This window comes from Staphylococcus hyicus (assembly GCF_000816085.1).
Lineage (GTDB): Bacteria > Bacillota > Bacilli > Staphylococcales > Staphylococcaceae > Staphylococcus > Staphylococcus hyicus.
In genome coordinates, this window is record NZ_CP008747.1 from 2,124,453 (window position 1) to 2,138,337 (window position 13,885).

Annotated in this window: 18 protein-coding genes and 1 pseudogene; 6 read left to right on the plus strand and 13 right to left on the minus strand. The window is 35.2% G+C overall.

Going from position 1 to position 13,885, the window contains the following annotated elements; genetic code table 11:
• Positions 1 to 89 precede the first annotated feature (89 nt).
• The 5 genes and pseudogenes from SHYC_RS10035 (at position 90) to SHYC_RS10055 (ending at position 3,988) form a co-directional block, all read left to right on the plus strand.
• The gene (locus tag SHYC_RS10035; protein ID WP_039646817.1) at positions 90 to 737 is read left to right on the plus strand and encodes a CPBP family intramembrane glutamic endopeptidase; all 648 of its coding nucleotides are present in this window, start codon (positions 90 to 92) and stop codon (positions 735 to 737) included.
• A gap of 31 nt (positions 738 to 768) precedes the next feature.
• Positions 769 to 1,125, plus strand: coding sequence for a DoxX family protein (locus tag SHYC_RS10040; RefSeq protein WP_039646819.1), 357 nt, complete (start codon positions 769 to 771; stop codon positions 1,123 to 1,125).
• Between the two features lie 548 nt (positions 1,126 to 1,673).
• A pseudogene (locus SHYC_RS12575) lies at positions 1,674 to 2,414 on the plus strand (hypothetical protein); the annotation flags it as partial.
• 544 nt (positions 2,415 to 2,958) lie between these two features.
• Positions 2,959 to 3,405 (plus strand): YaiI/YqxD family protein, encoded by a 447-nt coding sequence (locus SHYC_RS10050; RefSeq protein WP_039646821.1) that lies wholly within the window; start codon positions 2,959 to 2,961, stop codon positions 3,403 to 3,405.
• 16 nt (positions 3,406 to 3,421) lie between these two features.
• On the plus strand, positions 3,422 to 3,988 hold the full coding sequence (locus SHYC_RS10055; RefSeq protein WP_039647719.1) for an LOG family protein: 567 nt from the start codon (positions 3,422 to 3,424) through the stop codon (positions 3,986 to 3,988).
• Positions 3,989 to 4,105: 117 nt separating this feature from the next.
• Here the strand turns inward: SHYC_RS10055 and SHYC_RS10060 are convergent, their stop codons facing one another.
• The 4 genes from SHYC_RS10060 to SHYC_RS10075 form a co-directional block, all read right to left on the minus strand.
• On the minus strand, positions 4,106 to 4,657 hold the full coding sequence (locus SHYC_RS10060) for a GNAT family N-acetyltransferase (RefSeq protein ID WP_039646823.1): 552 nt from the start codon (positions 4,655 to 4,657) through the stop codon (positions 4,106 to 4,108).
• Positions 4,658 to 4,732: 75 nt separating this feature from the next.
• Positions 4,733 to 5,032 carry a hypothetical protein gene (locus tag SHYC_RS10065; RefSeq protein WP_039646825.1) on the minus strand — a complete coding sequence of 100 codons (300 nt, stop codon included), beginning with the start codon at positions 5,030 to 5,032 and terminating at the stop codon, positions 4,733 to 4,735.
• A 107-nt stretch (positions 5,033 to 5,139) separates the two neighbouring features.
• Positions 5,140 to 5,505, minus strand: coding sequence for an SA0632 family lipoprotein (locus SHYC_RS10070; RefSeq protein ID WP_039646827.1), 366 nt, complete (start codon positions 5,503 to 5,505; stop codon positions 5,140 to 5,142).
• A gap of 65 nt (positions 5,506 to 5,570) precedes the next feature.
• The gene (locus SHYC_RS10075) at positions 5,571 to 6,023 is read right to left on the minus strand and encodes a GNAT family N-acetyltransferase (RefSeq protein ID WP_039646829.1); all 453 of its coding nucleotides are present in this window, start codon (positions 6,021 to 6,023) and stop codon (positions 5,571 to 5,573) included.
• Positions 6,024 to 6,129: 106 nt separating this feature from the next.
• Here SHYC_RS10075 and SHYC_RS10080 point away from each other — a divergent pair, with 106 nt between their 5' ends.
• On the plus strand, positions 6,130 to 6,834 hold the full coding sequence (locus SHYC_RS10080) for a DUF1129 family protein (RefSeq protein ID WP_039646831.1): 705 nt from the start codon (positions 6,130 to 6,132) through the stop codon (positions 6,832 to 6,834).
• Between the two features lie 122 nt (positions 6,835 to 6,956).
• On the opposite strand, the gene SHYC_RS10085 is transcribed toward SHYC_RS10080, so the two are convergent.
• The 9 genes from SHYC_RS10085 to SHYC_RS10125 all read right to left on the minus strand — a co-directional run bounded on the left by SHYC_RS10085 (position 6,957) and on the right by SHYC_RS10125 (position 13,831).
• Positions 6,957 to 7,448: a DUF456 domain-containing protein gene (locus SHYC_RS10085; RefSeq protein WP_039646833.1), complete on the minus strand. Its 492-nt coding sequence runs from the start codon at positions 7,446 to 7,448 to the stop codon at positions 6,957 to 6,959.
• 18 nt (positions 7,449 to 7,466) lie between these two features.
• A complete protein-coding gene (locus SHYC_RS10090) occupies positions 7,467 to 8,669 on the minus strand; it encodes a sugar efflux transporter (protein WP_039646835.1) in 1,203 nt (400 codons plus the stop codon).
• A 13-nt stretch (positions 8,670 to 8,682) separates the two neighbouring features.
• On the minus strand, positions 8,683 to 9,552 hold the full coding sequence (locus tag SHYC_RS10095) for a LysR family transcriptional regulator (protein ID WP_039646838.1): 870 nt from the start codon (positions 9,550 to 9,552) through the stop codon (positions 8,683 to 8,685).
• Positions 9,553 to 9,658: 106 nt separating this feature from the next.
• Entirely contained in the window at positions 9,659 to 10,228 is a 570-nt protein-coding gene (locus tag SHYC_RS10100; protein WP_082021556.1) for a ribonuclease FAU-1 family protein, read from the minus strand.
• Between the two features lie 264 nt (positions 10,229 to 10,492).
• Positions 10,493 to 11,206, minus strand: a complete 714-nt coding sequence (locus tag SHYC_RS10105) for a YebC/PmpR family DNA-binding transcriptional regulator (protein ID WP_039646842.1) — start codon at positions 11,204 to 11,206, stop codon at positions 10,493 to 10,495.
• Between the two features lie 79 nt (positions 11,207 to 11,285).
• Entirely contained in the window at positions 11,286 to 12,278 is a 993-nt protein-coding gene (locus SHYC_RS10110) for a HesA/MoeB/ThiF family protein (RefSeq protein WP_039646844.1), read from the minus strand.
• Complete coding sequence (locus SHYC_RS10115) at positions 12,278 to 13,045, minus strand: thiazole synthase (RefSeq protein WP_039646846.1); 768 nt, start codon at positions 13,043 to 13,045, stop codon at positions 12,278 to 12,280. Before SHYC_RS10115 ends, SHYC_RS10110 begins: the two co-directional genes overlap by 1 nt.
• 1 nt (position 13,046) lies before the next feature.
• A complete protein-coding gene (thiS, locus tag SHYC_RS10120) occupies positions 13,047 to 13,247 on the minus strand; it encodes a sulfur carrier protein ThiS (RefSeq protein WP_039646848.1) in 201 nt (66 codons plus the stop codon).
• Positions 13,248 to 13,252: 5 nt separating this feature from the next.
• Positions 13,253 to 13,831 (minus strand): thiamine phosphate synthase, encoded by a 579-nt coding sequence (locus tag SHYC_RS10125; protein ID WP_039646850.1) that lies wholly within the window; start codon positions 13,829 to 13,831, stop codon positions 13,253 to 13,255.
• Between the last annotated feature and the right edge of the window lie 54 nt (positions 13,832 to 13,885).

A 13,885-nucleotide genomic window follows, 5' to 3' on the forward strand; every position in this document is an offset into this window, starting at 1 on the left:
CCTCCTTATTATTTTTAAGTTTCATTTAATGTTTATTTTTATCCGAATCATTTAATATATCAATATAAATAAATTTGAAAGGTGAACGTATGACTCCACTATGCAAGTTTTTCGCTGATGACTTTACAGTTACAAAAGCACCTTATGGACAAGCATTGGTTAAAGGATTACTCTTTGCGATATTGTTAATCTTTGGGTTTGAGATTAGTAACTATACCCCTCAGCATGCGATATGGGCACTCATTTCATTTATTTTAATATGTACCATCCTTTTCATCATGCAACGTTTTGGCATTAAATTATTGTCATTTCAAGTATTAAAATCAGGCGATTGGCTTTTAGTCATCATGTCGCTGTTATTTATGCTCGGTTTAGATAGTCTCTTCGACCACTTTATAGATGCCAATAACAAAAATGATGCAAGTATTGACGCGGATTTCAAAGATGTTCCTACTTGGGCAGCAATTTTTAGTCTTGCGATTATTCCTGCTGTAACTGAAGAAATTGTGATGCGTGGAATTATGATGCGTGTATTTTTTAGAAATCATTTATTTATAGGCATGATAGTGTCCAGCCTCATATTTGCGTGGCTACATGAAGCAGATTCATTAATTGGGTATCTCCCATACTTTTATGCCGGCATAATTTTTGCACTCGTATATTTAAAAACGAAACGAATAGAAGCAGCCATACTTGTGCATTTCTTTAACAACTTATTGAGTACACTTTTTATTTAAATAAATCATATTTCGAGAAAGGATGTTCATTATGAAACTAGGTATGTTATTAATACGTTGGATGCTTGCGACTTCTTTTTTAGTACATGGCACATTAAAATTTGTTGATTTAGATGGTACGATTCACTTTTTAGGATCGCTTGGCTTACCACCTACTATAGCTGTCTTAATGTCTATTGGTGAGGTCGTAGGGGGTGTCATGCTGATTGCAGGTATTTTAACGCCATATGTAAACGTGTTTTATATTAGCGTGATGTTAGGTTCTATTTTCACATTAAAATTAAGTCGCGGTTATGTGAGCGGTTTTGAATTTGAAATTATTCATATCGTGATGAACTTAGCTTGTATCTGCAGTTATAAATGGAATAAATGGATACAATTTTATTGATATCTTCACCGATAAAAGGGTAGGACATCAATCATTTCAATTTTTGATTGTTACTAACACCTCGCTTATATGGGAGTATTACAGAAAGCTGACTAGGTACATACGCACTTCAGTCAGCTACTGCCTTCAATATTGAAAAAGCTAATATCGTGTAGTTATCTCATGCTCAAATAAGATTATTTGTTTTGACCTAATGCTTTAGAAGTTTCTGCTAAGAATTAATCAAAACGTTGTTTTTAACCCATCATATCTTTACATCTTGATGGCTTGGATAGTTGATAAGAATAATTTTAATAGCCAATAAAATTCATAAAATTGAATTTTGTTGGTTTTTTTATTAGCGTAGCTACTATATCCTAGACGTTTTTACCCTTCATTTGTGACTTTAATGTTTCCTCTCTCTCACTCGTTTCGCACATTTAATTTTAGTCCCCCAAAGCGCGTATTCCTCCCCATGTTTTCCCGCCTTATGGATTGTATTGTGCGTTTATATTCTAGTATCATAGGGTAAAAGGACTTAAGTATATTCTTAAATGGAGGCAACGTGCATGAATAAAACGATTAAAACGATTATTAACGTATTACCAATTTTCATCGTTCCTTTAATAAATGAACGTCAAAAATTTAAAGAACACCCTGATGTTAAAAAAGTGACAGATGCTACTGTAAATACGTCTAAAACTGTAGCACATAAAACAACAAATGCAGCACATCACATTAAATCAACAACGGGTCGCGTATCTCAATCCGTTGTATCTAATGCGGGCCAACTTAAAGATAATTTAGCGACGAAAAAACGTCGTCGTGATTACAATAAATCTATGAAAAAAGAAGCTGAAGCACAACGTTTTAGACGTAAAGAAAATGTGCGTGCCCGTGGCGAAGAAATTGAAATTGAAAATCGTAAAGAAGTTCAAAAGTTTAACAAAAAACTTCAAAAAAATATTGAAAAACGTCATAAAGAAGAAATTAAATCGCTTCAACAACGTCAGAAACATATGGTAAAAAATTTAGAAAAAATGCAAAAATACGAAGAAAAAGTTGGTCATGTGCCAGGCAATAATGACTCAAGCGATTTTGAACTTGCATCTTCTACAAATACCCAGACTTTCCAAAGTCAAAATGAGCAGTCAAACGTCATTGCACAAGGTGAAAAATTAGAGAAAAAGAATAAAGTTCAAACGCGTAAAATGAATAAAAAGCTCCAAAAAAATATTGAAAAACGTCATAAAGAAGAAGAAAAACAAGCAAAAAAAGATATAAAAGCACGTCAGAAACAACTTAAAAAAGCTCAAAAGAATGCACCTCAATCGACTAAAACGACAGAGGTTGAGGGACTAGGCGCGACTGCAAGTACAGAAGCGATGACAGCAGACCAAGAAAAATCACAAACACCATCGAAAAAATCTCTAAAACATCAAAAGAAAGTAGAGAAAAAGCGTCAAAAACAAGCAAAAAAATTAGAAAAGAAAATACAAAAAAATGCTCAGAACGTAGACTTAGTTGCTGATGCACCATCTGAAGATAAGTTACCACCGCGCATTAAATCAATAGCAGAAGTGCAATCATTTGAAGCTCAAACTGGTTTGATGTCTAAAGCGCAAGCACCACAATCAACTGACACTAAGATTACAGAAACGCCTTCTGAGGAAGGACCTCAAGATAAAAAAACAAGTGTAAACACAAACATCGATGAAAACTTCAATCAGGCACCGCTATTTAAACAACAATATGCGCAAATGGAAAAGCACGTGAGAGACAATGATCAACAACGCAAGGATTCAAAACTTAATAAAGTATCGAATGATGCTTTAAATAGGCTAAAACATTAATATGCGTATTTTGATTGATGGAGATGCTTGTCCTGTAGTAAGTTCTATTGTTGAACTTACTGCAGAGACAGGCATTTTTGTATATATATTTCGTAGTTACGCGCATTATTCACACCAACATTATCCCCCTCATGTGCAACTCAAGTATATTGATGGTGGTCGCGATGCCGTTGATTTTGCTATCATAAAAGCGATGCAAACGGATGACCTTATCGTCACTCAAGATTATGGACTTGCGAGTATCGCACTTCAAAAGTCAAAATATGTGATGCATCATTCAGGGTATCTATACACTAATGAGAATATCGAGCAGTTATTAACACAACGGTTTTATAGTCAACAAGAAAGGCGTAAGTCGCGCAAACATCCAAAAGGCCCAAAACCTTTTACTGATGCTCAACGTCATCATTTTGAAGTGGCACTTCAACGTATTATTAAGACAGATTGAAAGGAGTAATCATATGATTAAACGTGTAGCAGTATTTTGTGGCGCTAGTAAAGGTCACAATGAGGTTTATGCGAAAGACGCATATCAACTCGGAAAATTTTTAGCGGAGCAACAAATTGAACTTGTATACGGTGCTGGCGCAATTGGTATCATGGGTGCCATACAGCAAGGGGTTCTCGATCACGGTGGTCATGTCATTGGCATTATGCCTCGTTTTTTAGATGAACGTGAAATCACCAGTCAACATTTAACTGAACTTATCCATGTAGAATCTATGCATGAACGTAAACAAAAAATGTCAGAGCTTGCAGACGCATTCATACTCGCGCCAGGTGGTGCAGGCTCTTTAGAAGAATTTTTTGAAATTTATACATGGGCACAAATTGGATTGCATCAAAAGCCTATAGGCATATTTAATACAAATCAATTCTATCAACCGCTTGTATCGTTAATACAACATATGATTAAAGAAGGGTTTATAGATGCCAAATATCAACACCTCGCTCAAGTATACGATGAGCCTCAAGCATTAATTGACAGTTTAAATCATTTCAAACCACTGACGACCAGAACGTATGATTAACTAAGTGATATCAAAATACTTACAACAAATATCTTACCGTTCGGAGTAATTGACTCGCGTTTAACCTCCGTAAACTAGAAATAAAGAATGTGCCTAAAGGAAATTGTTACTTATCCCTTAGGCACTTTTTTGAGGATTCCACACATAGCGCACATTTTCTTTTAATTCGTGATATTGACTAAGCTCAGGTTTATCGAAAAAATCTACAAATGTCATTCCAATGTTCTCCATCACACGAATAGAAGGGATGTTCTTTTTAGCTGCAATTGCATAAATGGGACCTAAGTTCATAGATTCAACGTAATTTAATACTGCTTTTGCGCCTTCTTGTGCTAAACCATTATTCCACACTTCAGGGAGTAAACGCCAACCAATTTCATAAAATGGTAGTTCCTTAAATGTATAATGGCTATCTTTAGCAATGTAATTCAATCCAATAAAACCAATCCATTGATGCGTTGCTTTTAATTCCACTGCAAATAATCCTACACCATACTTTTTTAGCGCACGCTGCATTGCATCGAAATCTAGTTTTGAGCGTTGATAGCTCAATAGACTTGTAAAATAGCGTCTCACTTGCCGGTTTGCATTCATTTGTTGTAATGGCAATAAATCTTTCTCTTCCCAATCCCTTAAAATAAGGCGTTCCGTTTCAATATAAACAGACATCGATATCCCCCTCTTTTTATATAAAAAAGCGCTCTATAGCTACATTCGCTAAAGAACGCGTTTCACACTTTATGTCTATGCTCTTGAAATGTAACTAATGAGTTGGATTTTAACAGCTTTATCTTTGAGTCGCGTAACATCCTGACCTTTGGTCGTCGTGAAAATCGCATCCACAAAATCATTTTTATGATTCAATCGATATGTCGCTGTATACGTTTCCCAATCATGTTTAAAATTCGGTTTTAACGCGATATTACGTTGAATTTCACCTGTTGCGTCCACAATCGTATAACCCGTTATATTTTCAATCTCACGGCCAAGTTCAACTAATGACATTTCACGACCTTCAATTAAATTAAATTCTTTTTCGTACATAGCAATGTCCCTCTCTTCTCTACATTCATATATGTCATTTTTTACCCTAAACCCTTTTAGACAAAACGCCTCATTTACCACTTAGCAACCATACACATATCGTTTATTTATTCTTTAGCATGTTTTGATTCATCTGTTGCCTTTTCTTTCGCTTTATCATGTTTCATGTCGGTAGACTTCTCTTGCGTAGCTTTTTCAGTTTGTGAAGACGCTTTGTCTTTTTTTTCATGTTTAGAATCTTTTTTATCCTTTTCTTTTGAAGACGATTCAGGTTTCTTAATATCCTCTTCCACTTGTTTCACTTGATCATCTAGCTTTTTACTTTGATCTTTTAATTTTTTATTCTCATCTTCTAATTTTTTTTGTTCTTGTTCTAAAGATTTGATTTCATTCTGAAGTTTGTCCTTTTCACTTGAACCACATCCAGTTAAAAGGATTGCACTAGCTATTAACGCACCAAGTACTCTTTTCATTTGTTTTCTCTCCATCACTGAATTACTGATTTCTATTTTATCACGCTTCTTATATGTACGCATCTTTAGTCACTATTCAACTCTTTTTGCATTATCACTTTTTGTACACGATACCCTAATTTTTCATTTAATGTCAGCATCGCAGTATTTGAAGCTAACACAGTGCCAATGACCTGTTGCGCTCTTAACGACTTTGCCCATCTTTCAACGTTTCTTTTAAGTGTAGTGGCAATCCCTTTATGTCGATATTCCTCTGAAACATATAGCGATTCAATTGTTACTGTTTTTGATGGTGCGTCAAAATGCCCCCAAATATAGGCATGGATTTGTGTTTGTTCGGATACAACACATATATACTCTTGCTCATATTTTAAGCGGCGTTGAATCATCTCTTCATATAAAGCGCACATCATTGCCGTTTTACCTTTTTGAGCCATAGGGTCGTCTTGAAGCATTTCAGTATGAAAATTGGCAATTTGACGGATGGCATCTACATCCGTATATGTTATGTTTTTCATCACAGTTATATCTCCCACATTAAGACCTTTATATTCGTTTGTATTTTCCATGATGTCATACTATAATCAATGTAAATTATGCCATAATTTACTGGAGGTGTGTATGATGAAGTCTGTTGAACAACTTACACGTGATAATAACGTAAAGTCATTACGCTTAAATAACACGGATCGCCAAATTTTTGAAAGCTATATGACTTATGTACGTGCAGATATGCGTGTAAATGCTTATGAATCTGAAAAAATGCTCCAGCATATTTTAGACCATTTATTAAAAGCAGAAGATAAAGGGACACATGCGATGGATTTCTTTAACCACGACCCTAAATCACATGCCATACACACAATTAAAACATTACCCAATCATACGATAATCAATATTTTCAAAACGATTCTTAGACATTTAATATTATTACTCGGTGTGTTTTGCTTTTTGAAAGGGTTTCTTGGATTTTTTATAAATGATACTCGCTTGTACTTATATACGTTTCCAATTACTTTTATCATTGGCTTGTTTGTATTATTTTTATTTATATGGGCATGTTATAAAATGGTTCAACTCCAAGCATTTAGTTACTCAAGATTCTCATGGTTTTTTGGTTACATCGTAATTATTGCTCTTTTTATCACTTTATTTCTACTGTTCTTTTTCCCTCAAAACTTTTTACAATGGGGACCTTATATCAATATTGGAAATTGGACATTTATCTTAATTTCATTTGTAGTTATCCCGATCGGCTTATTCATCAATGATAGACAAGGTAAAAAGAAAAAAACACAAACCGCATCATGGCGGTATAAAAAAACGTAGCACCTCTCATATCAAACAAATTCGCCTTCAACACTCATGACAACATGAATATTGAAGGCGATTAAATTGATATAAAATAAATTAAGTGTAAATGCGTAACTGTTCACCTATACGGCAACGCTTTATGAACGAAAAATTAAAATATCTACAAAAAACCATAGTATCATCATCACCATAACAAAGGCTTGCATTAATGTACTAGAAAAAAATGCGACAAGTGAACCAAAACTCGCTTTAAATGCGCGGTCTCGTTCACGATGTTCCATCATTTCAACTCCAAATACTAAAAGAAAAGGGACGATTAAAATCCCAAAAGGCGGCAAAATAAATGAACCAATTATAACACCAATTAATGCGGCCCACTCTCCTTTTTTACTACCTCCAAAACGGTTAACAAAGTAACGATTCATCAACAAATCCGAAATAAAAATAAATAACGTTAGCCCGATCATCGCGCTCCAAAAAATCCAAGATAAGTTACTTTGGTTTATGCCAAATTGATAAATTAAAAATCCAATCCATAAAAAGAGTACGCCCGGTATAATTGGCTTAATTAAACTCATTAACGCGACCGCAAAACATATTACAATTAACAACCAAAATAGTAGTGTCATGTTCTTTAAAGTCCCTTTCTATTGTGCGTTTGGTTTGATTTTCGCTTTAGTTAGTAGGATGAATAGAAAACCCATGGCAAGTGACAATGCTGAAACATAAAAGACATTGCCAAGTCCAACCCATTGACTCATCGCGCCACCAAGTAAATTTCCTAATAATTGGCCAATCACCATAGCATTTGCAAATAATGTAGACGCATACCCAGGAAATTGGGGTAAAATATCTTGGAAATAACTGATACCAATGCCGAGTAACACTGCCAAAAATGCGGCTAAGAAAACTTGTCCTATCAACATCATATGTACACTGTTGAAAATGCCGATACTTCCAAAAAAGAGTGCACCGCATACAGCAGCAATCGCAAGCAATGTTCGCGTTTCAATTTTACTCGCTACCATCCCTAATATAATCATAAATGGGACTTCAAGTCCGGCACAAAGGCTTGCTAAATGACCAACATATTTTTCATCTTCATGAAGATACTGTGTAACAAATAATGGCATATTTAACGTGTACATCCATTGTCCAATATGAAGCAATATAAACGCTAAGAAAGGAATAATTAAATATGTGTGTGTGAACATAGAAGGTGCATTTTGTTCTAAAGTGTGACTACCTCTAATGGGTTGGGCAACTTTTGTTTCTTTAAAGAAAAAGATTTGTAAAATTAATGTGACTACAATAATCGCTACTGTACCACCAAACAACCCATCATAACCCCATGATTGATTCAAAATATTACCTACTAAAGGACCAAATAAAAATCCGAATGAAAACATAGATCTTAAAACTGAATTTGCAAAGACAGCGCGACTACTTGATGTGGATTGGTTAATAGATTCTCTTGCAGAAGCATATAATTGTGGCATTGCAGGTGCAAATAAACCTTGAAAAATCGCATATAAAAGAATAAACAAAGGAATGTTCTCTATAAAAAATGGTAATGCAAAGCTAATCGCACCCATCAATAAGGCACATATAATAATAAGTTTTCTATTGATGGCGTGCGTATCTGAAAAACGTGCAACAATTGTATTCATTGAAAATTGACATATCGCAGCAAGTGCTAGCAACAAGCCAAATTGATTTGTCGTCATTCCAAGTTTATTTGTAGCAAATAATACAAAAAAGGGTACCGTTACGGCAATTCCCATTCCAATTAACATCATATTTGCAACAAATAGTTTATAGTTTTTTATTTGAAGTAATTCTCGAAACATGTGCGCCTCCTTTTTAAATTGTTGATGACGCTGCCACTTGATCTTTTAAAATGTTAATAAACGAGCTCACTTGAGGCAGTTGCAACATACTTACATCATAACTTAAGTATGTTGAGCGAATTAGTGATTCTTCTTCAATATCCACTTTCACGAGTTCAAACTCATTTTCATCTAAATCTTTCACCATAATTTCAGGCAAAATAGTTACACCGACGCCACTTAATAACAACGCTTTACATGTCGCAACTTGATCAACTTTAATACGTGCATGATAATCTTGTGACAAGTGATGGTGATACCATGTTTTAATTTGATTAATGTATACAGGATCTGCTTGAAATTCAATAAACGGTAACTTTTGAAGTTCGGATTCTTTATTTTTCGGATAAATGAAATAATGTTGATCATCCATTAAATGATCATTGTGTAAATTGAGTAACTGATTACCTCGTACAATCATTATGTGGTAGTCATTATGATGGGCTTTAATGTGTTCACTAGAGCCGACTTGAAGTTGGATTTCAACATTTGGAAATTCGTTCGTATATCGTGATAACACTTCTGGTAAGACCGTCTGCCCTACAAGAGATGAACAACCAATAGATAACGTACCACTTACAGAACCAATATGTGCTTTGATTTTATCTTGAAAGAGCCGCTCTCGTTTGAGCATCATTTTAGCATGCTCAATTACCATAGCCCCTTCAATCGTCGTAATCAATTGTTTTTTCGTACGTATAAAAATTTCAACACCAAAATGACGCTCAATGGATTTGAGGCGTTGTGTCACCGCAGGCTGTGAAATATATAAACGTTCTGCGGCTTTTCTTAACGTTCTCGTTTCATCTAAAGTAATTAATAACCGATAATCATCTATTTTCATATTCACCCTCCTTTTAAAAATAAAAAGAAACACTAGACATCATATGTCCAGTGTGCAGAAATATGATCATCACATCGTCATGTTTTATACGTAATGACCGTGATGTTTATAGCTGCGTACTTCTTTCTGTTTTTTGGTATTTATGATTGATTTTTCTGTAACAATACATTACTTTATCGTGAATACTCTCAAAATCTTCATCGATTTGTATCATCAGTTGATGTGCAATAACATAGGCTTCATGGTACTGTTTTTGCGTAATCTGTTTCGTTTTAAGTGCCCGTTCTAAATCATCTTGATCTACAAGTTCATATTTCCCATTCGGTAATACGAGTACATCTAAACATAAATCTACTGTACGCGCTTTCCCCTTTTGAGTAATATTTTTCAAATTGATGTCAAAGTAATATTGTAATGGCTCCCCTTTATCGTTAAACATGACAGTTATACTGTATCGTTTCTTATCGGGTAAAATTTGCAGCCACTGAAAATGATTGTCTGCCACAATCATTCGTTTTCCAACAACAGTCACCTCCAAAGGTTCTTTCACCTTATTCATCGTTATCAAGCCGATAATACCTTTAAATTTATTATTATTTACTTTGACTTCGATATAATCCCGATCTATGAGGCGACGCCAGTGACGTTTATCAATATACTTTACTTTCACGGTCACCAACTCCCTTTTGTTCATTATATATAAACTTTCAATTGATGTCACTAAAGAAAGGTAGGATGAAAACGGTTCTATATGAAAATAGTATTGACCTTCAAGTCATATAACATGCCTAAACATTTTAATGAAAAAGATATTACATTTTGCTCATATCTTTAATCTTTAAATATTAAAAACCTTCAAAAGACGCGTCATACACACCGTTTCATTTATAGCAACAAACAAATAGAGGTGAAACACCATGTTCCACCTCTATCTATTCTTTTATAATTCAACGTTATGGAAAACATGTTGGACGTCTTCCAAATCTTCTAACACATCGATAAGCTTTTCGAATGTTTCTTGGTCCTCTGTTGAAAGTTGTACTTCTGTTTGAGGTAACATTTCAAATTCAGCAACTTCAAACGTTTGCACACCCATATCTTTTAATGCATTTTGGACAACACCAAACTGATCTGGTTCTGCATATACGATGGTTAAAGTACCTTCTTCAATCACATCACGTACATCAACATCCGCTTCCATTAAGTGTTCTAAAACCGTATCTGCATCATATCCTTCAAATGCAAATGTCGCTGTATGATCAAACATATACGCTACGGATCCTGATACACCCATGTTACCGCCATTTTTACCGAATGCAGCACGCACATCTGAAGCCGTACGGTTAACATTATTCGTTAACGCATCAACGATGACCATGGCACCACTTGGCCCGAATCCTTCATAGCGTAACGCGTCAAAGTTTTCATCGCCACCGCCTTTAGCTTTATCTATAGCACGGTCAATAATATGATTGGGTACTGAATATGTTTTTGCACGCTCTAGCACAAGTTTTAGAGCTTGATTCGATTCAGGATCAGGTTCACCGGATTTTGCCGCAACATAAATTTCTTTACCAAATTTTGCATAAATACGGCTTGTGTTTTTATCTTTTTGTGCCTTTTTCTCTTTAATGTTGTTCCATTTACGTCCCATATTTCCATCTCACTTTCAGTTGCTAATGAATACTTTTTATTATACCGCTTTTAATTTAATATTATCAACTAACGGTATATTAAGATGAAAAGAAAATATGACGCGCCACTTCATGTGCATCTTTTAACTTGCAATCCCCATAAATTAATAAACGACCATCTTGAAAAAACGTCATTGTATTATGCTGATACGCTAAACGTTTAACATTTTCATTTTCATGAAGAATCGTGACGTCTGGTGACAATCGTCGATTAAAGTCATCCGTTGTAAGACGTATTTGAATAACCTCTCCACAAAAAGAAGATATAGATTGAGGAGGCGCCATCAATCTTTGATAATAGGCTTTTTGACAAACCTCACAAGTTTCTTCTTTTAAATTGCCAATATCCAAAGTTTTAAATGTATTTTTATAAATATCAAAAGCTTTCATTTTATATGAAAACTGGCCATGCATAACATAATAGAACACTTCTGAAACAACGAGACTACTTGCAATATGAACGGCAGGTGGTAAGACACCATACTGAGAACATCTTTCCATCGTATCAGGTATGTCAGGCATCAAGCAATTTAAGCACGGCCCATGACGATCAATAGGACATACACTCACTTGACTCCCTACTACCGCACTATAGATATAAGGAAAATTGAATTTATGACAAGCTTCATTAAGAAGGTATCTTGGTTCATATCGATCTAATCCATCTAAAATAATATCTGGTTGATGCTTAAGTAATAATGCTTCAACATTATTAGATGTTAACTCCATATTCAAAGCATCAACGTTAACATGACTGTTCATCGCCGTTAAACGTTCTTTTAATGCATAGACTTTAGGACGAACGTCCAACGCATCTGTTTCAAGGTAGCCACTTTGACGATGTAAATTTGACAAACTCACTATATCTTTATCTAGTATGGTTAACTTTCCAATACCACTTCTTGTAAGTTGCTCTGCAATACCACTACCAAGCGCGCCTACCCCAACGATTAACACGTGCAATCGTTCTAACCTACGTTGACTTGCAGAACCGAATGCATGAAATTTTTCTTGTCGATCATATCGTGACATTAAAGAAAACCCAATCCTTCAGTAGGACTAGACCGTACAGCATTATAACGAATGGGAATGCGCCCTGCTTCATAACTCAAACGCCCTGCTTCAATCCCTTTTTTCATTGCTAATGCCATTTTTACTGGATCTTTCGCGCCAGAAATTGCTGAGTTTAATAAAATGGCATCTGCACCTAATTCCATAGCTTCTGCACAGTCTTTAGCAGATCCTACACCCGCATCTACAATAACAGGAACATTACTATTTTCGATAATATATCGCAGATTTAACGGATTACTTAAACCTCTGCCCGTACCAATTGGAGATGCTAGAGGCATTAATGCATGAACGCCCAATTCCTCTAAACGCCGAGCTAATACGACATCATCTGAAATATATGGACATACAATATACCCTTTTTCTAATAGTAGTTCGCATGCGCGATAGGTTTCAAAAGGATCCGGTAACAACGTCTCATTGTCACCAATCACTTCAACTTTAATCATGTCACAAACACCAGCTTCTCTTGCAATTTCAGCGATACGTACTGCTTCTTCTGCGTTTGTCGCTCCTGCAGTATTTGGAAAAGTAATAAATGCTTCGAGATTCACATCCGCAAGTGAATGCGGCGAAGTGCTATCATTTAAATTCATCCGGCGCACCGCAAATGTTAAAACATTTGTTTCTGATGCCTCAATGGCTTTCTTTTGAACTGCTACGCTCTCGAATTTCCCTGTTCCTAAAAACAACCTTGAATCAAATGAAAAATGTGCAATTTTTAACATCTTATCCCCCTCCTACAAATTCTAAAATTTCAATTTGATCATTATCTGACAATGTATACGTGGGCCATAATGACCGTTTAATTACTTGTCCATTAAGTTCGATTGCAATACGTTTACCTTCGATTTCTAAGCATTCAATCAATTCTGCAATCGTCATAAGCCTATCTATTTCAAAGGCATCTCCGTTAATATTTAAACTCATAAGACTCACCTCCTTCGTGTTAACCATTGATTTGCGATATTTATGATATGCGATAAATCTTGATGAAACGCTGCACGTATCATTGCAATTCCAATAAAATGGTGTGGGACATTGACCACCGTCGTTGAATCAATCCCCCCCACTGCTACAAGAGGTAACGGTGTATGTAGCGCATTGACTACTTCTTTTTTCGTTCTTGGACTAAGACCTGGTTTTGAATCAGACTGGAATAAATGTCCATATAATCCCCATGCTACACCTCTCTTTATTGCATAGTGAATAGCTTTTTCAGAATGAACAGACATACTCACATGCCAACCTAAAGGTGAAAAATCATTAGGAATTTGAAATTCTCGAAAATGAATCCGTTTGACATTTAAAGTTTGTGCCAACGTCGTATTTGAATGAATAATGAGTTTTTCTTTTGGGAAACCCTGTGCGATTACATGTTCAATCCATCCTATCAAATCTTTTTCAGGCATCGGTGTCCGTAATAACACGCCTTCGATATAGGGCGCCATACGTAGTAAACGCTCGTGGTGGTTTTTATTCAATATTTCAAAGGGGGTAATCACAATCAACATATTGTCACTTCCTCAAAAAAAATACTACTTTTCTAAACATAGAAAAGTAGCATA